This is a genomic window from Hydrogenophaga sp. (assembly GCF_030158645.1).
In the GTDB taxonomy this organism is placed as follows: domain Bacteria; phylum Pseudomonadota; class Gammaproteobacteria; order Burkholderiales; family Burkholderiaceae_C; genus Hydrogenophaga.
The window spans coordinates 77996-98088 of the sequence record NZ_JAOASO010000133.1 but is presented as its reverse complement, the minus strand read 5'-3'; the positions used below and the strand labels follow the sequence as shown (position 1 = coordinate 98088).

Below are 20093 nucleotides of genomic sequence, written 5' to 3'. Positions count from 1 at the left end.
ACGATCATGACGCAGCGCCTGGACCGCATCGACCTCCTGCGCGCCGCGGCCATGCTGTGGATGACGGCGTACCACTTCTGCTTCGACCTCAACTTCTTCCGCCTGATCCGCGAAGACTTCTACCGGGACCCGTTCTGGACCTGGCAGCGCACCGCCATCGTGAGCCTGTTTCTGTTCACCGCCGGCCTGTCGCAGGCGGTGGCTGTGCACCAGGGGCAGACCTGGGCGCGTTTCTGGCGCCGCTGGTTGCAGGTGGCCGGTGCGGCGCTGCTGGTCACCGCCGGCTCGCTGCTGGTCTTTCCCCAGAGCTTCATTTACTTTGGCGTTCTGCACGGCATCGCGGTGATGTTGATCGTGGTGCGCCTGACCGCGGGTTGGGGCGCATGGCTGTGGCCGCTGGGTGCGCTGGCCATCGGCCTCAAGCTGGTGGCACCGGCCCTGATCCAGTCGGTTCCTGCGCTGGAGGTGTTCAACACGCCCTGGCTCAACTGGCTGGGTCTCATCAGCAAAAAGCCCGTGACCGAGGACTACGTGCCTTTGCTGCCCTGGCTGGGTGTGATGTGGTGGGGTGTCGCGGTCGGGCGCTGGGCGAGTCGCGAGCGGCCGCAGTGGCTGGGCAACGGTGTGCCGGCCCGGAGGGGACGCAAGGCGTTGGTGTGGCTGGGCCGCTGGAGTTTGAGCTACTACCTGCTGCACCAGCCGGTGCTGATGGCGCTGATCTGGCTGGCCATGCGGCTGTCCTGAAACGAAAAAAGCGCGGAAGTCCGCGCTTTTTTCTTGAGCCATGAGGCCGCTTATTCGATCTTGGCCTTTTCGCGCAGACCTTTCTGGAACTCGGTGAGCTTTTGCTGCTGCATCTGCTGCGCGATCTGCGGCTTGATGTCTTCCATCTTGGGCAGTTCGGCCTGGCGGACGTCGTCGACGCGGATGATGTGCCAGCCGAACTGGGTCTTCACCGGCACCTGGGTGGTCTGGCCCTTTTCAAGTTTGACCATCGCCTCGGAGAACTCCGGCACGTAGCTGGCAGCGGCGGCCCAGTCCAGATCACCACCGTTGGCACCGGAGCCTGGGTCCTTGGACTGTTTCTTGGCGATGTCTTCGAACTTGGCCTTGCCCTTGAGCGAAGCGATGATGGCCTTGGCTTCTTCTTCCTTCTCCACCAGGATGTGGCGGGCGCGGTATTCCTTGCCACCGTTGGCCGCCACGAACTTGTCGTATTCGGCTTTGATGTCGGCGTCCGTCACCGGGTTCTTGGCCTGGAAATCGGCGAACAACGCGCGGATCATGATGGTCTGGCGGGCCAGTTCAAGCTGGTTCTTGAATTCGTCGGTGGCGCCGATGCCCCGCTTCTGCGCTTCCTGCATGAACACTTCGCGCAGTACCACCTCTTCCTTGAGCTGGGCACGCACCGTGTCGTCCACCGGGCGACCGCTGGCGGCGATCTGCTGCGCCAGCACGTCCAGGCGCGCGGTGGGCACGGCCTTGCCGTTGACGATGGCGATGTTCTGGGCAGAGGCGCTGAAGGCAGCGGCAACGAGCACGGCCATGGTCAGGGCTGAGCGGGAAAATTTCATGTTGATCCTCGGGGTTGAAAAGGGGTTGGAGCTGCGGGTGCCGACAGGGTTCAGCAGACTCGTATCAGAACGTAGCGGCGGGCATGGAAGCCGCGTCAGGCCTTGATTTCAATGGCCAACGCGTGCAGCCCCGCGTCGGTGAATTTTTGCAGCGCATCATACACAAGGCGGTGTTTGGCCACCCGGCTCAAACCGGCAAAAGCGGGTGCCGCGATGCGCACACGGAAGTGGGTGCCGAAACCCATGCCGTTGGACCCGGAGTGCCCCGCGTGGGCCGCGCTTTCGTCCAGCACTTCCAGCTCGGTGGGGGTCAGCACGGCGCGCAGTTGCGCTTCGATGGCGGCCGCCGTGGGCGTTGCGGCATCGCTCATGATTTTTCCACCGGGTCGTCCTTGAGGAAGCGCGAGATGTACAAGCCCTGGCCGACGATGAAGACCACCGGGAACACATAGCCCCAGAGCTTGAAGTTGACCCAGTCTTCGGTGGAGTAGTAGGCCGCCACGTAAGCGTTGATCGCCGCCATGAACAGGAAGTAACCCACCCAGGCGACGGTGAGTTTGGCCCACACGCCGTCGGGCAGGCTGAGCTGACTGCCCAGCAGCAGCTTGAGAAAGTTCTTTTTCCAGATCCAGAGCGCGGCGGCCAGCACGATGGCCATGCTCGCGTACAGCACGGTGGGCTTCCATTTGATGAAGCGCTCGTCCTGCAGGAAGAGGGTGAGGGCACCGAACACGAGGATGAGCACCAGCGTGACCTTCTGCAGCGTCTGCAGTTTGCGGTCGATGCCGTAGATGATGCCGGTCTGCACCACCGTGGCCGCCATCAGCACCGCGGTGGCGGTGTAGATGTCGGCCATCTTGTAGGCGATGACAAACAGGGCGATGGGGAAAAAGTCGATGAGGAAACGCATGGGTGGATTATCCGCTGCGCACGGCGGTCGCCGTTGACAGGGGTCAAGCCGAGGAACTCGGCACCACAATGGGTGCTCCATACGACTCGTGCATTCACTTTCGGCTTCCAGGAGCAACACCGACATGACCCCTCAAGAACAACAATCCATCCTCACCATCGCCTTGCTGGCGGGCTTTGCCGATGGCCACAAGGCCGACAGCGAGCGTGAGGCGATCCGGCGCATGGCCGATTCGCTGGGGCAGGAGAACGCCGGTGCCGGCCTGCCGCGGCTGTACCAGGACGTGTTGCTCAAGCGCGTGTCGTTGTCCACCGCAGCGTCCAGCCTGCAAGATGCCGGGCAGCGCCAGCTGGCCTATGAAATGGCGGTGTGCGTGTGTGACGCCGATGGCCGGCAAAGCGAGCCCGAACGCGCCTTCCTGGCGGAGCTGAAGACACTTCTGAAGCTCGACCCGACGGTCGCCGCTGCGTTTGAGCGCGAGGCCGACGCCATCGTCGATGCGGCGGAAAAAGCGGTGCCGGTCGCGGTGCCTGCGGCGGTGGCTGCGGCCTCGGTGGTGGCCGCCTCCGTGACGCCCGGGGTCGATCTCGACAAATCGATTCTGAACCACGCGCTGCTCAACGGTGCCCTGGAGCTGCTGCCGCAATCCTGGGCCTCCATGGCCATCATTCCGCTGCAGGTCAAGATGGTCTACGCCATCGGCAAGGCGCATGGAGTGGAGCTGGACCAGGGCCACATCCGGGAATTCATCGCTGCCGTGGGCGTGGGCCTCACCTCTCAGTACCTGGAGCAGTTCGGCCGCAAATTGCTGGGCGGCTTGCTGGGCAAGGTGGCGGGCCGCGCCATCGGCGGGGTGGGCGGTGCAGCCACCGGCATGGCCTTCTCGTTTGCCACCACCTATGCCTTGGGCCAGGTGGCGAAGCGCTACTACGCGGGTGGGCGGGTCATGAGCACCGCGTTGCTGCAAGAGACCTTTCAAAGCCTGCTGGGCCCCGCGAAGCAGATGCAGACGCAGTACCTGCCGCAGATCCGGGAGAAGGCCGCCACGCTGGACGCGGGTCAGATCATGCAGATGATCAAACGGTGAGAGGTTCGGACACGGCCATCGCTTCTGCAGCGATGTCCAGCGAACGAAGGCGCAGCGCAGGGTCGTAGATGTCGCAGACGATCATGAATTCGTCGGCCTGCGTCGCGTCGGCCAAGGCCTGCAGGCCTTCGCGCACCGTGTCCGGCCCACCAATCACCGCAGCGGCCAGGAAGTCGGCGATGCCGGCCTGTTCCTGTGGGTGCAAGCGTTCCATGAAGCCCTGCACCGGCGGCGGCAGCTGGCCGCGCTGACCGGTGAGGATGCCCAGCACGCGCTGGTAGGTGCTGCTGGCCAGGTACTCGGCCTCGTCGTCGGTCGGGGCCGCAATCAAGGGCACGCCGATGATCACGTAGGGTTTCGCCAGCTGGGCCGATGGCTTGAAATGGCTGCGGTACACGTCCAGCGCCTGCAGCAGCATGCGCGGTGCGAAGTGCGAGGCGAAGGCGAACGGCAGACCGCGCTCGGCCGCCAGTCGGGCCGAGAACAGGCTGGAGCCGAGCAGCCAGATCGGCACGTTGGTGCCGGTTCCCGGGTTGGCGACCACGCGCTGGCCGGGCTGTGACGGGCCCAGCAGGTGCTGGAACTCCGCCACGTCGCGCGGGAAGTCGTCTTCGCTTTCGGTGCGGTTGCGGCGCAGCGCGCGCATGGTCATGGGGTCGGTGCCGGGCGCACGGCCCAGGCCCAGGTCGATGCGGTTGGGGTAGAGCTCGGCCAGCGTGCCGAAGGCTTCGGCCACCACCAGTGGCGCATGGTTGGGCAGCATCACGCCGCCCGAGCCCACGCGCATGCGTGTGGTGCCGCCCGCGATGTGGCCCACCAGCACGGCCGTGGCCGAGCAGGCGATGCCGCTCATGTTGTGGTGCTCGGCCAGCCAGTAGCGGGTGAAGCCGAGGGACTCGGCGTGCTGTGCCGTGCTCAGCGCCACGTTGAGCGCGTCGGCCACGCTGCGCCCTTCGCGCACGGCGACCAGGTCGAGCATGGAGAGTGGGATGTCTTGCAGTGTTTTCATGGGGATCAGGTGGGGAACAGACCTTCAACCGACAGGTAGCGCTCACCGGTGTCGTAGTTGAAGCCGAGCACCACGGCGTTGGCCGGCAACTCGGGAAGTTTTTGCGCGATGGCGGCCAAGGTGGCGCCGGAAGAAATGCCGACCAGCATGCCTTCTTCGCGCGCGCTGCGGCGCGCCATCTCGCGGGCTGGTTCGGCCTCGACCTGGATCACGCCGTCGAGCACGCTCACGTCGAGGTTGTTCGGGATGAACCCGGCGCCGATGCCCTGAATGGGGTGGGGCGAGGGCGCACCACCGGAGATCACCGGCGAGGCAGCCGGTTCCACCGCGAACACCTTGAGCCGGGGCCAGCGCGCCTTGAGCACACGGGCCACACCGGTGAGGTGGCCGCCCGTGCCCACGCCGGTGATGATGGCATCGATGCCTTCGGGAAAGTCGGCGGCGATTTCCTCGGCCGTGGTCTGCACGTGCACCGCCACGTTGGCCGGGTTGTTGAACTGCTGCGGCATCCAGGCGCCGGGTGTGCTGGCCACGATTTCTTCGGCGCGAGCGATCGAGCCTTTCATGCCCTTTTCGCGCGGCGTGAGGTCGAAACTGGCGCCATAGGCCAGCATGAGGCGGCGGCGTTCCACCGACATGCTGTCGGGCATGACCAGGATGATCTTGTAGCCCTTGACCGCCGCCACCATGGCCAGTCCGATGCCGGTGTTGCCCGAGGTGGGCTCGACAATGGTGCCGCCAGGTTTGAGCGCCCCGGTTTGCTCGGCCGCCTCGACCATGGCCAGGGCGATGCGGTCCTTGATGGAGCCGCCCGGGTTGCCGCGCTCGGACTTGATCCAGACCTGTTGTGTGGCGTCTCCAAACAGGCGCTGGATGCGCACGTGCGGCGTGTTGCCGATGGTCTGCAGGATGCTGTTGGCTTTCATGGGGTGTCCTTGGTGGGAGCGTGTTCCAGCGACGCCGAGTTCATGCAGTAGCGCAAGCCGGTGTCGGTGGGGCCGTCGTCGAACACATGGCCCAGGTGCGCGCCGCACTGGCTGCACACGGTCTCCACCCGCACCATGCCGTGGGTGCGGTCGGTGATTTCGGTGATGGCGCCGGGCACGGCCTGCGAGAAGCTGGGCCAGCCGCAGCCGGCGTCGAACTTGGTCTTGGCGTCGAACAGGGTGTTGCCGCAGCAGATGCAGTGGTAGCTGCCATCGGCCCAGACCTGCTCGTACTTGCCGGTGTAGGGGCGCTCGGTGTGGGCGTGACGGGTCACGTCGAAGGCTCGCGCTTCGGCGCCTTTGGCGGCCAGCAATTCGCGCCACTCGGCTTCGGTTTTCTGGATGGGAAAATTCATCTGGGTTCTCCTAGGACGAGCAACTGATTTCGATCTGGCTGGCCCAGTCGGGCGGGAAGGCGGCCAGGTCTTCTTGACCGGCGACTTCTTCAAATGGGTGCTCCAGTGCGTTTTGCAACCTGGCCACCTCGCTGAAGTCCCCTTGTTTCGCGCGCTGGATGGCGACTTCGCCCAGGTGGTTGCGCAGCACCACGTGCGGGTTGGTGCGCAGCATGTGCGCCTGTGTGGCGGTGGCGTCGAAGCCGGGCTGCGCCTGCAGGCGCGCTTGCCATTGCCCTGCCCACGCATCGAAGGCGTCGCGCTGCAGAAACAGGTCGCGCACGGGCTCCAGCCCACCCGCCACCGCATGGCTCAGCCGGCGCCAGAAGATGGTGAAGTCCACCGCATCGGCGGCCATCAACTTCATCAGGCCTTCGGTGAGTTCCGCATCCCCGGCCTGCACGCTGGCCAGGCCCAGCTTGGCGCTCATGCGCCGCTGCAGCGCGGCCGGCATCAGCGCCTTGTAGGGCTCCAGTGCATCCAGCGCCTGCTGCTGCTCGTCCATCAGCGGCAGCAGGGCCTGGCCGAGCGCAAACAGGTTCCAGTAGGCGATGTTGGGCTGGCGGTTGTAGGCGTAGCGACCGCCGGTGTCGCTGTGGTTGCAGATGTGGCCGGGGTTGAAGGCGTCGAGGAACTGGAACGGACCGTAGTCAATGGTGAGGCCCAGGATGCTCATGTTGTCGGTGTTCATCACGCCGTGGCAAAAGCCCACGGCCTGCCACTGGGCCACGGTCTCGGCGGTGCGCGCGCTCACAGCTTCCAGCAGCGCGGCATAGGGGTTGCCCGGCGCCTCACGACACGCGGGGTAGAAGTGGTCGATGACGAAATCGGCCAGGAGGCGCAGCTGGTCGTGCTGGCCACTGTGCGAGAAATGCTCGAAATGTCCAAAGCGGATGAAGCTGGGCGCCACCCGCGTGACCACCGCGGCGGTTTCGATTGCTTCGCGCCGGACCGGTGCGGGCGAGCCCGTGACGCACAGCGCGCGGCTGGTGGGTACGCCCAGCGCGTGCATGGCCTCGCTGCAGAGGAATTCGCGGATCGAGCTGCGCAGCACGGCCCGGCCGTCGCCCATGCGGGAGTAGGGCGTGAGTCCCGCGCCCTTGAGCTGTATTTCCTGTGGGCCGTTCCCGGTGTCCACCTCACCCAGCAGAATCGCACGTCCGTCACCCAGTTGACCGGCCCAGTGGCCGAACTGGTGGCCGCTGTAGACACTGGCCAGCGGCTGCGAGCCCGCGATCGGCACATTGCCGGTGAATGCGTTCAGCCCGGTGGGCGAGGTCAGCCAGGCGTCGTCCAGGCCGACCAGCCGAGCGACGCCGTGGCTGATGCCCACCCACGTGGGAGAAGGCAGCGGTGTCGGCAGCAAAGGTGTGTAAAACGCGGCGCCCAGGCCTGCAAAACGGTTGCGCCAGACCAGTCCCAGGTCGGCCTCTGCGTGCACGGTTGTGTTCATCGGGCCATTGTCGCCTTGCGCAAGCGACCCCGGCCGCGCAAGGCTAATCGGAATCTGCTGTGGTCAGCAGGGCAGCGAGCGCTGGTTCGTCCAGGATGGTGATGCGGCCAAAGTTGATCGCGACCAGGCCGTCCAGCTGCATGCGCTGCAGCACCTTGTTCACGGTCTGGCGGGACAGGCCGGCCAGGTGGCCGAGTTCTTCTTGCGACAACTCAATGCGCTTCATACCGTGCCAGAAGAGCCGGCTGAGGTACAGCGCGACCCGCTGCTGCGGCGAACGCACCCGGCCAGCTTCGATCACGGCCATGCTTTGCGAAAGCCGCTTGTTCATCTGTGCCACCAGGGCCTGGTTGAACTCCAGGCTGGCCGCGCGCAGTTCGTCAAACAGGGGCAGCGGCAGGCACATCAAGGCTGTGTCGCGCAAGGCCACCACCTCGTAGCGCCGTTTCTCCGATTTCAAGGCCGAGCCTTCGCCAAACCAGTCCCCCGCGGAAACGCCGAGAAACACCGAGAGGCGGCCATCGGGCGAGTGGGTTTGCAGCTTCACCAATCCCGAAAGCACCGCGTACCAGCCCATCACGGGTTCGCCAGCGCGCAACAGCACATCACCCTTGTCCCCCTTGATGGAGAACACCTCGTTGATGACGCGTGTTCTCAGCGTGTGGGGCAGTCGGTCCAGCCAGGGTTGGCTCGCCACGAAGACGGGTGAAGTTCTGTTGGAGATGGTGAGCACGGGTCGGGTCCGGGGTGGGGCTCGGCGAGCTGTTTCGCGGAAATGTCTCATGGCATGCAAAGGTTCCATGCGATCCCGCACGCTTTGCCAGAGTGCGCATGAATGAAAACTTTACTACGAGAGGCGCAGTACGTTATTGTTATAAACGCACATTCCGTTGCAACTTTAGGAGTCAAACATGAAGGATCTGCTTCGCCCGCGCCGGGCCTTCGCCCTGCTGATGTCGCTCATGCTGGCCTTGGGCAGCGCCCAGGCCACCGCCTCTGAAATCGGGGTCACAGACACAGAAATACTGCTGGGCCAGTCGCTGGGCCTGACTGGACCGCTCGCCGAGTTGACGCTGGACATCAACAATGGAGCGCGTGCTTATGTCAACGAGGTCAATTCCCGGGGAGGCATTCATGGCCGTCGCCTGAAGGTCATCACCATGGACGATGGCTACCAGGCACCCAACACCGTGAAAAATGTGGAGCAGATGGTCAATCAGGACAAGGTGTTTGCCATCTTCAACGTGACCGGCACACCCAATTGCGAAGCCATCCTCCCCCTTGTGAAACAAAACGGTGTCCCCTTCTTCTCGCCGTTCACCGGGGCAGACAGCCTGAGGAATCCCCCGGTGCCCAACGTGTTCAATGTGCGCGCAAGCTACCGCGACGAGACCGAAAAACTGGTCCAGCACCTGCAGACCGTCGGCATTCAGCGCATCGGGGTGGTCTACCAGGCCAGCAGCTTCGGCAAAGACGGCCTCGCCGGCGTGGAGGCCGCGATGGCGCAGCGCGGCATGAAACCCCACGCCGTGGCCAGCGTCCAGTCCAACGCCTCGGACACGGATGCCGCGGTCACCGCCGTGAGTGAAAGCAACCCCGGCGCCATCATCTTGATCACCGCGGGACGCCCGACCTTTGAATTCATCAAGTCCTACAACAAGGCGCGTCGAGGCGTGCAGTTCTACACGCTGTCGGTCATGGGCGCCAGCGCCAACATCAAGGCCTTGGGCAAAGACGGCGTCGGGGTGGTGGTGGCATCCGTCGTGCCGTTCCCCTGGAGTCAAGCTCACCCGCTGGTCAAGGAATACCAGAGCGCCATGCAGAAGATCGGACTCACCGACTACTCATTCGTGAGCTTCGAGAGCTACATCAATGCCCGGGTTCTGGGTGCCGCGATCGAACGCACCGGCAAGAACCTGACCCGCAGCGGTCTGGTCAACGCTGCCGAGAACATGAGACAGGTCAGCCTGGGCGGATTCAACGTGGGCTTCGGCAAAGATTCTCGCCAAGCGTCAAAACACGTCGAGCTCACCATCATTGGCGCCAACGGAAAATTCATCAAGTAAGCCACCCCAACGCCGACCGGAGCAACCCGCTACCATCAGGCCGATTTATCCAAAACCTCAACCACAGGAGACAACCCATGCTGGGTCAGATGCAGAGCCAACCCCTTTTGATTTCCACGCTGATCGTTCACGCCGAGCGGCATCACGCCAGCGGCGAGATCGTTTCACGCCGGGTCGAAGGAGACATCCACCGCAGCAACTGGGGACAGGTCGCCGTGCGCGCACGTAAGGTCGCCAACGCGCTCAACGCGCTGAACCTCACATTTGGAGACCGTGTGGCCACGCTGGCCTGGAACGGCTACCGGCACCTCGAACTGTATTTCGGCGTCAGCGGCACCGGCCATGTGCTGCACACGCTCAACCCGCGTCTGCACCCTGAGCAACTCACCTGGATCGTCAACCACGCAGAAGACAAGGTCGTCTGTTTCGACATGACTTTCCTCCCGCTGGTCAAGGCCGTGGCGGCCAATTGCCCCTCGGTCAAGCACTGGATCGCATTGTGCGACGCAGACAAGCTGCCCACCGACAGTGGCCTCACGGGCCTGCAGAGTTACGAGGCCTGGATCGCCAACCAGCCCGACACCTACCAATGGCCCACGTTTGACGAGAATTCCGCGTCCAGCATGTGCTACACGAGCGGTACGACCGGCAACCCCAAGGCCGCGCTGTACTCGCATCGGTCCACCATCCTGCATGCGTTCACCGCAGCGCTGCCCGATGCCCTGAATCTGAGCGCGCGCGACAGCGTCTTGCCTGTGGTTCCGATGTTCCACGTCAACGCCTGGGGCATTCCGTACTCGGCGGCCGCCACGGGTTCCAAACTGGTGTTCCCCGGCCCGGCCATGGACGGCAAATCGATTTTCGACTTGCTCGAAGGCGAAAAAGTGACGATGGCGGCGGGCGTGCCCACGGTGTGGCAAATGTTGCTGGGCCACCTGCAGGCGAACAACCTGAAGTTCGGCACGCTCAAGAGCACCGTCATTGGAGGATCGGCATGCCCGCCCGCCATGATGAAAGCATTCAATGACCAATACGGCGTGTCCGTGATCCACGCCTGGGGCATGACCGAAATGTCGCCGCTGGGCACGGTGTGTTCGCTGAAGAATGCGCAGATGGCGCTGCCGCCCGAGGAGCAACACAAGATCTTGCTCAAGCAGGGTCGTGCCGTGTATGGCGTGGACATGAAGATCGTCGACGATGCGGGAGAGGAATTGCCCTGGGACGGCAAGAGCTACGGCGACCTGCTGGTCCGTGGGCCCTGGATCATTGCGAGTTATTACAAAGGGGAGGGCGGTGACCCATTGCGCTACGACGCGCAAGGCCTGGGCTGGTTTCCCACCGGCGACGTTGCCACCATCGATCCCGACGGTTTCATGCAGATCACCGACCGGAGCAAGGACGTGATCAAGTCCGGCGGCGAGTGGATCAGCTCCATCGACGTTGAAAACATCGCCATGGCCCATCCGGCCGTGGCCATGGCCGCCTGCGTCGGGATGCGCCACCCCAAGTGGGACGAGCGCCCCATTGTGGTGGTGGTCAAAAAGCCGGGGACCGAAGTCACGCGTGAGGAGTTGCTGGCTTTCTTCGAGGGCAAGACCGCCAAGTGGCAGATCCCGGACGATGTGGTGTTCGTTGACGCGATTCCGCTGGGGGCCACCGGCAAGATGCAGAAGATGACCTTGCGTCAGCAACTCAAGGACTACGTGTTGCCCGGCGTCTGACACCGAGGTTGGGGGGCGCGAGAGAAGCACTTTCGCGCATAAAAGTCGCCAGCGCGATAGCCCCTAGGGGCTATCCCTGAGTGCTGCACCGCAACAGGCTTGTAAGCTGCGCTCGCGACTTTCCCAAAACCATCGGAGACAGACAATGCATTTCGCCATCAAGAGCCTCACCGCAGCAACGCTGCTCGCTTGCGCCCTGGGCGCCCACGCCCAGAAGGGCGAAACGGTCAAGATCGCGCTGATCGACCCTCAGACCGGCCTCATGGGTCCGGTGGGCAACAACCAGCTCAAGAGCTGGCAGTTCTTCGCCGAGAAGTTCTCGCAGAGCAATCCGGCCGGCGTGAAGTTCGAGGTGGTCGGCTTCGACAACAAGCTCAGCCCCGCCGAGAGCCTGAACAACTTCAAGGCCGCACTCGACCAGGGCGTGCGCTACATCGCACAGGGCAACGGCTCCTCGGTGGCCGGCGCGTTGATCGACGCCGTGAGCAAACACAACGAGCGCAACCCCGGCAAGGAAGTGATCTTCCTGAACTACGCCGCCGTGGACCCCGACTTCACCAACAGCAAGTGCAACTACTGGCACTTCCGCTTCGACGCGGACACGTCCATGAAGATGGAGGCGATGACCACCTTCATGAAGGACCAGCCGGACGTCAAGAACGTCTATCTGCTCAACCAGAACTACTCGCACGGTCAGCAGGTGGCACGCTTCGCCAAAGAAAACCTCGCGCGCAAGCGCCCCGACGTGAAGATTGTGGGCGAAGACCTGCACCCGCTGGCCCAGGTGCGCGACTTTGCGCCCTACGTGGCCAAGATCAAGGCCTCAGGTGCCGACACCGTGATCACCGGTAACTGGGGTTCCGACCTCGCCTTGCTGGTGAAGGCCGCCAACGAAGGTGGTTACACCGGCAAGTTTTACACCTATTACACCGGCGTGACCGGCACGCCCACGGCGCTGGGCACGGGCGGCGACGGCCGCGTCTACCAAGTCTCTTACCAGCACTACAACATGGGCGGCCAGATGGGCAAGTGGGCTGATGAGTTCCAGGCCAAGTACAAGGACGACATGTACACCGGCGCGATCCCGCTGGCTTACGCTGCCGTGTCCGAAGCCATGGCCAAAGCCAAGTCCACCGACCCGGTGAAGGTGGCTGCCGCCATGGAAGGCCTGAAGTTCAAGGGCTTCAACGGTGAAGTGGAAGTGCGCAAGCTGGACCACCAGTTGCAGCAACCGCTGTTCGTCACGGTCTGGCAGAAAGCCGGCGGAAAGTTCCCCTACAGCGCCGAGAACACCGGCATGACGCTGGTGCCAGTGAAGGAATATCCGTCCTACGTGTCCAGCACGCCCACCAGCTGCCAGATGAAGCGTCCGGGCTGATCGACTGCACCACCGCGCACGAACCCGGTTTCGTGCAGGGCGGTTGCCTTGGGTAGAACCAGCGCCGTTTCCGGCGCTGGTTTGTTTTCACCATGCTCCGACGGCTGACACACCAGCCACGAAAGGCGAACTCATGGAGTTCTTCATCATCTCCATGCTCAACGGCATCAGCTACGGTCTGTTGCTGTTCATGTTGAGCTCGGGGTTGACCCTCATCTTCAGCATGATGGGCGTCCTCAATTTTGCGCATGCCAGCTTTTACATGGTGGGCGCCTACGTGGGCTACACGCTGTCCAACTGGATCGGCTTCTGGCCCGCCCTGATCGTGGCCCCCGTGCTGGTGGGTGCCATGGGGGCGCTGTTCGAGCGGCTCACGCTTCGCAAGGTGCACAAGTTCGGTCATGTGCCCGAGCTGCTGGTGACCTTCGGCTTTTCCTACATCCTGCTCGAGGTGGTGCAACTGATCTGGGGCCGCACGGCGCTGGACTTCGCACCGCCCGAAGCCCTGCGCGGTCCGGCGTTTACGCTGGTGCACCTGGCCGACGACTCGCTGCGAATGGTCTGGGGTGCTGCCTCCAGCGAGGTGTGTTCAGCAGCCAACGTGATCTGCTCGCCATTCCCTGCCACGCGCGGTTTCATGATGCTGGTGGCACTGCTGATGCTGCTGTCGCTCTGGCTGCTGCTCACGCGCACCCGCATCGGTCTGGTGATCCAGGCCGCGCTCACCCACCCTGAGACCGTGGAGAGCCTGGGGCACAACGTGCCGCGTGTGTTCATGCTGGTGTTTGGCGCCGGCACCGGGCTGGCCGGGCTGGCTGGCGTGATTGGAGGCAGCACGTTTGTCACCGAGCCGGCCATGGCCGCCACGGTGGGATCCGTGATCTTTGTGGTGGTGGTGGTCGGCGGCATGGGCTCGCTCTCCGGCGCGTTCCTGGCCTCGGTGCTCATCGGCGTGATCCAGACCTTCGCCGTCGCTTTCGACTATTCCTTCATCAGTCTGGCGCAGCAGTTCGGCATCGAGCTGTCTGACACGGCCAAGAACAACTCGGTGGTCAAGCTGACCCTGTCGCAGGTGGCGCCGATCCTGCCCTACTTGTTCCTCGTGCTGATCCTGATCTTCCGCCCCAAGGGCCTGCTCGGCACGCGAGAGGGCTGACCCGCCATGACCACCATGCAACACACCAAAACAGGCTTCAACAAAGGCCGCTGGACCGTCTGGTCCCTCTTTGCCGCGCTCCTGCTGGTCGCACCCTTCGTGTTCAGCAGCAACCTCGCGGTGACCATGCTCTCGCAGATGGGCATCGCCATCATTGCCTGCCTGTCCTACAACATCCTGCTGGGGCAGGGCGGCATGCTGAGCTTCGGCCACGCGGTCTACACGGGGCTGGGATCCTACGTGGCGATGCACGCGCTCAACGCCGCGTCGGGTGGGCAGTTGCCCATCCCCGTGACGCTTTTGCCTCTGGTCGGCGGCGTGACCGGTCTGTTCTTCGCCATCCTGTTTGGCTACGTCACCACCAAGAAGGCTGGAACCACCTTTGCCATGATCACGTTGGGCATGGCTGAACTGGTGTTTGCCATGTCCCTCATGTTCTCCGAGTTCTTCGGTGGCGAAGCCGGCGTGTCGGGCAACCGGGTGGTGGGAGAGGCTTTCATGGGCGTGACCTACGGGCCGCCACGGCAGGTGTACTTCCTCATCGCGGTGTACACCTTCATCTGTGTTGGACTGATGTTCGCCTTCACACGCACGCCGCTGGGCCGCATCCTCAACGCCGTGCGCGACAACCCGGAGCGCGTGGAGTTCATTGGTTACAACACGCAAAAAGTTCGCTACCTGTCGTTCATGATCGCCGGCTTCTTCGCCGGTATCGCCGGTGGGCTGGGCGCGCTCAACTTCGAAATCGTCACGGCCGAAGTGGTCGGTGCCGGGCGCTCGGGGGCTTACTTGCTGTTCACGTTTCTGGGCGGCGCCACCATCTTTTTCGGACCCATCATCGGCGGCATCCTGATGGTGTTGGCCTCGGTGCTGCTCTCGGAGCTCACCAAAGCCTGGCTGCTCTACCTGGGCCTGATCTTTTTGTTCATGGTGATGTACGCACCCGGCGGCGTGGCCAGTCTGATCATGATGAATGTGCGGGTGGCGGCTTACGGCATGCTGCGCCGGGTGATGGGCAGTTACGCGTTGCTGGCGGTCTTTGGTGTGGTCATGTTTGCCGGAGCGGGCGCCATGATCGAGATGATGTACCACCTGCAGCTCAATGCCGGACAGGACACCCTGTTGCGTTTCTTCGGGCTGGAACTCGACGCCAAGGGAGTTTCGAGCTGGGTGGGTGCCATCGCCGTGTTTGCGGTTGGTTTCGTCCTGTTCGAATGGGTACGCCGCCGCTTCATGCGGCAGTGGAGTGACATCCAGGTGGCGATTGAAAAACACACACAGCAACGGGAGGCGGCATGAGCACAGAGGCAAACACGCCGGCGCTGGAACTGCGCGACCTGCGCAAGAGCTTTGGCAAAACAGACATCATCCGCGGCGTGAACCTCACGGTGAAGCCCGGTGAACGCGTGGCCATCATCGGCCCCAACGGCGCGGGCAAGTCCACGCTGTTCAACCTGATTTCGGGCCGATTCGAGCCCAGCAGCGGCGACGTGATCCTCGGCGGCCACCGCATCAACGGGCTGAAACCTTTCGAGATCAACCGGCTGGGGCTCTCGCGCAGTTTCCAGATCACGAACATTTTTCCCAAGCTCAGCGTGTTCGAGAACCTGCGCTGCGGCGTGCTCTGGAGCCTGGGCTACAAGTACACCTTCCTGAAGTTCCTTGCGAACCTTAAAGACGCCAACGACCGCGCAGAAGAGCTCATGCGCATGATCCACCTGGAGCGCAAGCACGACACGCTGGCCATGAACCTGACGTACGCCGAACAGCGTGCGCTGGAGATCGGCATCACGATCGCGGGGGGAGCACAGGTCATCCTGCTCGATGAACCCACGGCCGGCATGAGCAAGAGCGAAACCAGCCGGTTCATCGATCTCATCCGCGAGGTGACGGTGGGCAAAACGCTGCTCACCGTGGAACACGACATGGGCGTGGTGTTCGGCCTGGCCGACCGCATCGCCGTGGTGGTGTACGGCGAGGTGATTGCTTTCGACACGCCCGAAGCCGTGCGCGCCAATCCGCGCGTGCAAGAAGCTTATTTGGGCTCGGTGCTCGCAGATCAACAGGCGGCAGGCCACTGAGGACACACCATGCTCGATATCCAAGACCTTCACGCCTACTACGGCAAGAGCCATGTGCTGCACGGGGTGCAGTTTTCGGTCGGCAAGGGCGAGATCGTGGCCCTGCTCGGGCGCAACGGCTCGGGCCGCTCCACCACCGCCAAGGCCATCATGGGTTTGGTGGAAGCCACCGGCAGCGTGGCGTGGCAGGGCAAGCCCATCCTGGGCAAGAAGCCTTTCGAGATCGCCCACCTCGGCATCGGCCATGTGCCCGAGAACCGCGACATCTTTCCCAAGCTCACCGTGCACCAGAACCTGCTGCTCGGCCAAAAGGGCAAGGGCATCGGTGCGCGCTGGAGTTTTGACGACATGTACGCCATGTTCCCGCGCCTCAAGGAGCGAGAGCACACCGAGGCCGGCGTGCTCTCCGGTGGCGAACAGCAGATGCTCACGCTGTGCCGCACGCTCATGGGCGACCCCGACCTCATCATCATCGACGAGCCCACCGAAGGTCTGGCGCCCAAGATCGTGGAGCTGGTGGCCGAATACCTGCAGACGCTCAAGGCCCGCGGCGTGTCGGTGCTGCTGATCGAGCAAAAACTCACCATCGCGTTGAGCATCTCCGACCGCGTGCTGGTGATGGGCCATGGCAGCATCGTGTTCGAGGGAACGCCCGAGACCCTGCGTGCTGATGCGCAGATCCGCAAGGAATGGCTTGAGGTGTGAGGCCCCCCGCGCCGCCTTCGGCGTCACCCCCCGGTAGGGAGCGATGCCTGTGGGCCGGCGGAGCCCGACCCACGGCATCCTGGGTTCGGGCACCTGCGCCGCAGAGGGTTCGGTCTTCCACGCGACACCCGGCCCTTGCGGCATCGCAGCAAGTTTCTAGAATCGAACGATCGTTCTTTTTCGGGAAGAGCGTCACAGTCAACGCCCCACGGGCACCCGTTTTCCGCCAACAACGAAGGAGATTCCATGACCGCTGAGTACCAGGTCCACGGCGATGTGGCCGTCATCACCATGAACAACCCGCCGGTCAACGGTCTGGGTCTCTCCACGCGCCAGGGCATTGCCGCAGGTCTGGAGAAGGCGGAAGCCGATCCGGCGGTGAAGTCCATCGTGATCACCGGCGCCGGGAAGGCGTTCTCAGGTGGCGCGGACATTCGCGAATTCGGCTCGCCCAAGGCGCTGGCCGAGCCCAACCTGCTCTCCGTCATCCTGGCGGTCGAGAACACGTCCAAGCCGGTCATCGCTGCCATCCACAGCGTGTGCATGGGTGGTGGTCTGGAACTCGCGCTGGGTTGCCATTACCGCATTGCCGCACCCGGCACCAACGTGGCGCTGCCTGAAGTGAAGCTGGGCCTCATCCCCGGCGCTGGCGGCACACAGCGCCTGCCGCGCGCCCTGGGTGTGGAGGCCGCGCTCAACATGATCGTCAGCGGCGAGCCGGTGAAGAGCGAGATGCTCGCCATGCTGCCGGGCCAGAAGCTGTTCGACAAGATGGCTGCGTCTGCCGAGAGCCTGGCCGAAGAAGCCCTGGCCCTGGCGCGCGAGATGGCCGCCAAACACGCCGACGGCAGCGCGTTGCCGAAGGTGCGCAACCTGCCCTGCAAGCACCCGCTGGGCGACGCCTATTTCGCGTTCGCACGCAACATGGTCAAGGGCATGTCGAAGAACTTTCCCGCGCCCGCCAAGTGCGTGGACGCCGTGGAAGCCGCCACCAAGAAGAAGTTCGACGACGGCATGGCCTTCGAGCGCGACATCTTCATCAACCTGATGTGGACGCCCGAGTGCCGCGCGCTGCGCCACCTGTTCACCGCCGAACGCGCCGCGAGCAAGATTCCGGACGTGCCGGAAGACACGCCCAAGCGCGAGATTGCTTCGGTGGCCGTCATCGGCGCCGGCACCATGGGTGGCGGCATCGCCATGAACTTCCTCAACGCCGGCATCCCGGTGAAGATGCTGGAGATGAAGCAAGAAGCGCTCGACCGCGGTCTGGCCACCATCCGCAAGAATTACGAAGCCCAGGTGAAGAAGGGCAAGCTCAAGCAGGACAAGTACGAGCAGCGCATGGCGCTCTTGAGCACCACGCTGAGCTACGACGACCTGAGCGCGGCCGACCTCGTGATCGAGGCCGTGTTTGAAGAGATCGGCGTCAAGGAAGCCGTGTTCAAGGAACTCGACCGCGTGATGAAGCCCGGCGCGATCCTGGCCTCCAACACCTCGACGCTCGACGTCAACAAGATCGCCTCCTTCACGAAGCGCCCGCAGGACGTGGTGGGCCTGCACTTCTTCAGCCCGGCCAACGTGATGAAGCTGCTCGAAGTGGTGCGCGGCGAGAAGACCGCCAAGGACGTGATGGCCACCGTGATGACCGTGGCCAAGAAAATCAAGAAAACCGCGGTGGTCTCTGGCGTGTGCGACGGCTTCATCGGCAACCGCATGATCGAGCAATACGGCCGCCAGGGCGGCTTTTTGCTGGACGAAGGCTGCACGCCCGAGCAGGTCGACAAGGCGATGGAGAAGTTCGGCATGGCCATGGGACCGTTCCGCATGGGCGACCTCGCCGGCAACGACATCGGCTGGGCGATCCGCAAGCGCCGCTACCAGGAAAAGCCGGACATGAAGTACAGCAAGACCGCTGACTTGCTGTGCGAGAAGGGCCGCTACGGCCAGAAGACCGGCGCCGGCTGGTACGACTACGTGCCGGGCAAGCGCGACGCGATCCCGAACGCCGAAGTGGTGAAGATGATCGAGGACCATCGCAAGGCCCTGGGCATCACGCCGCGCAAGATTTCCGATGAAGAGATCGTGCAGCGCCTGGTGTATTCGCTGGTGAACGAAGCCGCGCACATCCTGGAAGAGGGCATTGCCAACAAGGCCAGCGACATCGACGTGGTCTACATCTTCGGTTACGGCTTCCCCGCGCACCGCGGCGGCCCGATGGTCTACGCCGACACGGTGGGCCTGTTCAACGTGGTGCAGAGCATGAAGCGCTTTGCCAAGAACCCGCTGGACGACGCGAAATTCTGGGAGCCGGCACCGCTGCTGGCGAGGTTGGTCGCTGAAGGCAAGACCTTCAACTGATCCCACACCACCCGAACACATCAGGAGAATTTTCATGACCAACGCCGTCATCGTTTCCACCGCCCGCACACCCCTGGCCAAGAGCTGGAAGGGCGCCTTCAACATGACCCATGGCGCCACCCTGGGTGGCCATGCGGTCCAGCACGCTGTTCAGCGCGCCGGCATCGAAGCCGCCGAAGTGGACGACGTGATCATGGGTTGCGCCAACCCCGAGGGCGCCACCGGCGCCAACATCGCGCGCCAGATCGCGCTGCGCGCCGGCCTGCCCATCACCACCTCGGGCATGACGGTCAACCGTTTCTGCTCGTCGGGTCTGCAGACCATTGCCATGGCCGCGCAACGCATCATCGCGGGCGAAGGCGACGTGTACGTGGCCGGCGGCGTGGAGAGCATCTCCTGCGTGCAGCAGGAAATGAACACCCACATGTTGGCCGATCCCTGGCTGGTGAAGAACAAGCCCGAGATCTACTGGAACATGCTGCAGACCGCCGAGCAGGTGGCCAAGCGCTACAACATCGGCCGCGACGCCATGGACGAATACGGCGCCGCCAGCCAGCAGAAGGCCACGGCCGCTCTCGAAGCCGGTCTGTTCAAGGCCGAGATCGCCCCCATCACCGTGACCGCCGGCGTGGCCGACAAGGTCATGGGCCTCACCACCAAACAGGTGACGGTGGAGAACGACGAAGGCATCCGAGCCGGCACCACCTTTGAAGGTATCCACGGCCTGCGCTCGGCGCTGCCGGGTGGCCTGGTCTCCGCCGGCAATGCCAGCCAGTTCAGCGATGGCGGCGGCGCCTGCGTGCTGATGAACGAGACGATGGCCGAGAAGCGCGGCCTGACACCCCTGGGCCGTTTCCTGGGCTTCGCTGTGGCCGGTTGTGAGCCCGACGAGATGGGCATTGGCCCGGTGTTCGCCATCCCCAAGGTGCTCGCGCGCCTGGGCTTGAAGGTGAGCGACATCGATCTGTGGGAACTCAACGAAGCCTTCGCGGTGCAGGTGATCTACTGCCGCGACAAGCTGGGCATCCCGGGCGACCGCCTCAACGTCAACGGCGGCGCGATTGCCGTGGGTCACCCCTACGGCGTGTCGGGCCAGCGCCTGACCGGTCACGCATTGATCGAAGGCAAGCGCCGCGGCGCGAAACGTGTCGTGGTCACGATGTGCATCGGCGGCGGCATGGGTGCCGCTGGTGTGTTCGAAGTTCTCTGAGACC

General features: G+C 63.9%; 19 protein-coding genes. 11 read left to right on the top strand and 8 right to left on the bottom strand.

The features are described from left to right. The first annotated feature begins 6 nt into the window (after positions 1-6). Entirely contained in the window at positions 7-744 is a 738-nt protein-coding gene (locus tag Q1W68_RS14170) for a heparan-alpha-glucosaminide N-acetyltransferase (RefSeq protein WP_300658453.1), read from the top strand. 50 nt (positions 745-794) lie between these two features. Here Q1W68_RS14170 and Q1W68_RS14165 read toward each other — a convergent pair whose 3' ends face one another. The 3 genes from Q1W68_RS14165 to Q1W68_RS14155 all read right to left on the bottom strand — a co-directional run bounded on the left by Q1W68_RS14165 (position 795) and on the right by Q1W68_RS14155 (position 2484). Then, positions 795-1574: a peptidylprolyl isomerase gene (locus tag Q1W68_RS14165; protein ID WP_300658455.1), complete on the bottom strand. Its 780-nt coding sequence runs from the start codon at positions 1572-1574 to the stop codon at positions 795-797. Positions 1575-1669: 95 nt separating this feature from the next. Beyond that, the gene (locus tag Q1W68_RS14160; RefSeq protein ID WP_300654696.1) at positions 1670-1945 is read right to left on the bottom strand and encodes a BolA family protein; all 276 of its coding nucleotides are present in this window, start codon (positions 1943-1945) and stop codon (positions 1670-1672) included. Next, a complete protein-coding gene (locus Q1W68_RS14155) occupies positions 1942-2484 on the bottom strand; it encodes a septation protein A (protein WP_300654694.1) in 543 nt (180 codons plus the stop codon). The genes Q1W68_RS14160 and Q1W68_RS14155 overlap by 4 nt, the downstream gene beginning before the upstream one ends. Before the next feature lie 124 nt (positions 2485-2608). Here Q1W68_RS14155 and Q1W68_RS14150 point away from each other — a divergent pair, with 124 nt between their 5' ends. Continuing rightward, the gene (locus tag Q1W68_RS14150; RefSeq protein WP_300654692.1) at positions 2609-3571 is read left to right on the top strand and encodes a DUF533 domain-containing protein; all 963 of its coding nucleotides are present in this window, start codon (positions 2609-2611) and stop codon (positions 3569-3571) included. On the opposite strand, the gene Q1W68_RS14145 is transcribed toward Q1W68_RS14150, so the two are convergent. From Q1W68_RS14145 to Q1W68_RS14125, 5 genes are read right to left on the bottom strand one after another with little or no spacing between them, the layout of a single operon-like run. Next, positions 3561-4580, bottom strand: a complete 1020-nt coding sequence (locus Q1W68_RS14145; protein ID WP_300716963.1) for an LLM class flavin-dependent oxidoreductase — start codon at positions 4578-4580, stop codon at positions 3561-3563. The two genes, Q1W68_RS14150 and Q1W68_RS14145, sit on opposite strands and share 11 nt — an antisense overlap. A 5-nt stretch (positions 4581-4585) precedes the next feature. Then, complete coding sequence (gene cysK / locus Q1W68_RS14140) at positions 4586-5506, bottom strand: cysteine synthase A (RefSeq protein WP_300654688.1); 921 nt, start codon at positions 5504-5506, stop codon at positions 4586-4588. Beyond that, positions 5503-5922 (bottom strand): peptide-methionine (R)-S-oxide reductase MsrB, encoded by a 420-nt coding sequence (gene msrB, locus Q1W68_RS14135; RefSeq protein ID WP_300654686.1) that lies wholly within the window; start codon positions 5920-5922, stop codon positions 5503-5505. Before msrB ends, cysK begins: the two co-directional genes overlap by 4 nt. A gap of 10 nt (positions 5923-5932) precedes the next feature. Next, positions 5933-7414, bottom strand: a complete 1482-nt coding sequence (locus tag Q1W68_RS14130; RefSeq protein ID WP_300654685.1) for a protein adenylyltransferase SelO — start codon at positions 7412-7414, stop codon at positions 5933-5935. A gap of 43 nt (positions 7415-7457) precedes the next feature. Next, positions 7458-8147 carry a Crp/Fnr family transcriptional regulator gene (locus tag Q1W68_RS14125; protein ID WP_300654683.1) on the bottom strand — a complete coding sequence of 230 codons (690 nt, stop codon included), beginning with the start codon at positions 8145-8147 and terminating at the stop codon, positions 7458-7460. Positions 8148-8325: 178 nt separating this feature from the next. Between Q1W68_RS14125 and Q1W68_RS14120 the strand changes: the two genes are divergently transcribed. From Q1W68_RS14120 to Q1W68_RS14080, 9 genes are all read left to right on the top strand, one after another. Further along, complete coding sequence (locus Q1W68_RS14120) at positions 8326-9480, top strand: ABC transporter substrate-binding protein (protein WP_300654680.1); 1155 nt, start codon at positions 8326-8328, stop codon at positions 9478-9480. A 77-nt stretch (positions 9481-9557) separates the two neighbouring features. Continuing rightward, positions 9558-11201, top strand: coding sequence for a 3-(methylthio)propionyl-CoA ligase (locus Q1W68_RS14115; RefSeq protein WP_300654678.1), 1644 nt, complete (start codon positions 9558-9560; stop codon positions 11199-11201). A gap of 145 nt (positions 11202-11346) precedes the next feature. Continuing rightward, positions 11347-12579 (top strand): branched-chain amino acid ABC transporter substrate-binding protein, encoded by a 1233-nt coding sequence (locus Q1W68_RS14110; RefSeq protein WP_300654674.1) that lies wholly within the window; start codon positions 11347-11349, stop codon positions 12577-12579. 133 nt (positions 12580-12712) lie between these two features. Continuing rightward, the gene (locus Q1W68_RS14105; RefSeq protein ID WP_300654672.1) at positions 12713-13735 is read left to right on the top strand and encodes a branched-chain amino acid ABC transporter permease; all 1023 of its coding nucleotides are present in this window, start codon (positions 12713-12715) and stop codon (positions 13733-13735) included. A 15-nt stretch (positions 13736-13750) separates the two neighbouring features. Beyond that, positions 13751-15034: a branched-chain amino acid ABC transporter permease gene (locus Q1W68_RS14100; RefSeq protein WP_300654669.1), complete on the top strand. Its 1284-nt coding sequence runs from the start codon at positions 13751-13753 to the stop codon at positions 15032-15034. Beyond that, positions 15031-15816, top strand: a complete 786-nt coding sequence (locus tag Q1W68_RS14095; RefSeq protein WP_300654667.1) for an ABC transporter ATP-binding protein — start codon at positions 15031-15033, stop codon at positions 15814-15816. Before Q1W68_RS14100 ends, Q1W68_RS14095 begins: the two co-directional genes overlap by 4 nt. Positions 15817-15825: 9 nt before the next feature. Next, the gene (locus Q1W68_RS14090; RefSeq protein WP_300654664.1) at positions 15826-16521 is read left to right on the top strand and encodes an ABC transporter ATP-binding protein; all 696 of its coding nucleotides are present in this window, start codon (positions 15826-15828) and stop codon (positions 16519-16521) included. Positions 16522-16767: 246 nt separating this feature from the next. Continuing rightward, entirely contained in the window at positions 16768-18879 is a 2112-nt protein-coding gene (locus Q1W68_RS14085) for a 3-hydroxyacyl-CoA dehydrogenase NAD-binding domain-containing protein (RefSeq protein WP_300716962.1), read from the top strand. A gap of 34 nt (positions 18880-18913) precedes the next feature. Next, complete coding sequence (locus Q1W68_RS14080) at positions 18914-20089, top strand: acetyl-CoA C-acyltransferase (RefSeq protein ID WP_300658461.1); 1176 nt, start codon at positions 18914-18916, stop codon at positions 20087-20089. Positions 20090-20093 lie beyond the last annotated feature (4 nt).

Coding starts and splice junctions, on each gene's coding strand:
- Q1W68_RS14105 (WP_300654672.1), top strand. CDS start 12,713: ATGGAGTTCTTCATCATCTCCATGCTCAACGGCATCAGCTACGGTCTG.
- Q1W68_RS14150 (WP_300654692.1), top strand. CDS start 2,609: ATGACCCCTCAAGAACAACAATCCATCCTCACCATCGCCTTGCTGGCG.
- Q1W68_RS14145 (WP_300716963.1), bottom strand. CDS start 4,580: ATGAAAACACTGCAAGACATCCCACTCTCCATGCTCGACCTGGTCGCC.
- Q1W68_RS14085 (WP_300716962.1), top strand. CDS start 16,768: ATGACCGCTGAGTACCAGGTCCACGGCGATGTGGCCGTCATCACCATG.
- cysK (WP_300654688.1), bottom strand. CDS start 5,506: ATGAAAGCCAACAGCATCCTGCAGACCATCGGCAACACGCCGCACGTG.
- Q1W68_RS14100 (WP_300654669.1), top strand. CDS start 13,751: ATGCAACACACCAAAACAGGCTTCAACAAAGGCCGCTGGACCGTCTGG.
- Q1W68_RS14160 (WP_300654696.1), bottom strand. CDS start 1,945: ATGAGCGATGCCGCAACGCCCACGGCGGCCGCCATCGAAGCGCAACTG.
- Q1W68_RS14080 (WP_300658461.1), top strand. CDS start 18,914: ATGACCAACGCCGTCATCGTTTCCACCGCCCGCACACCCCTGGCCAAG.
- Q1W68_RS14120 (WP_300654680.1), top strand. CDS start 8,326: ATGAAGGATCTGCTTCGCCCGCGCCGGGCCTTCGCCCTGCTGATGTCG.
- Q1W68_RS14165 (WP_300658455.1), bottom strand. CDS start 1,574: ATGAAATTTTCCCGCTCAGCCCTGACCATGGCCGTGCTCGTTGCCGCT.
- Q1W68_RS14090 (WP_300654664.1), top strand. CDS start 15,826: ATGCTCGATATCCAAGACCTTCACGCCTACTACGGCAAGAGCCATGTG.
- Q1W68_RS14170 (WP_300658453.1), top strand. CDS start 7: ATGACGCAGCGCCTGGACCGCATCGACCTCCTGCGCGCCGCGGCCATG.
- Q1W68_RS14130 (WP_300654685.1), bottom strand. CDS start 7,414: ATGAACACAACCGTGCACGCAGAGGCCGACCTGGGACTGGTCTGGCGC.
- Q1W68_RS14095 (WP_300654667.1), top strand. CDS start 15,031: ATGAGCACAGAGGCAAACACGCCGGCGCTGGAACTGCGCGACCTGCGC.
- Q1W68_RS14155 (WP_300654694.1), bottom strand. CDS start 2,484: ATGCGTTTCCTCATCGACTTTTTCCCCATCGCCCTGTTTGTCATCGCC.
- Q1W68_RS14110 (WP_300654674.1), top strand. CDS start 11,347: ATGCATTTCGCCATCAAGAGCCTCACCGCAGCAACGCTGCTCGCTTGC.
- msrB (WP_300654686.1), bottom strand. CDS start 5,922: ATGAATTTTCCCATCCAGAAAACCGAAGCCGAGTGGCGCGAATTGCTG.
- Q1W68_RS14115 (WP_300654678.1), top strand. CDS start 9,558: ATGCTGGGTCAGATGCAGAGCCAACCCCTTTTGATTTCCACGCTGATC.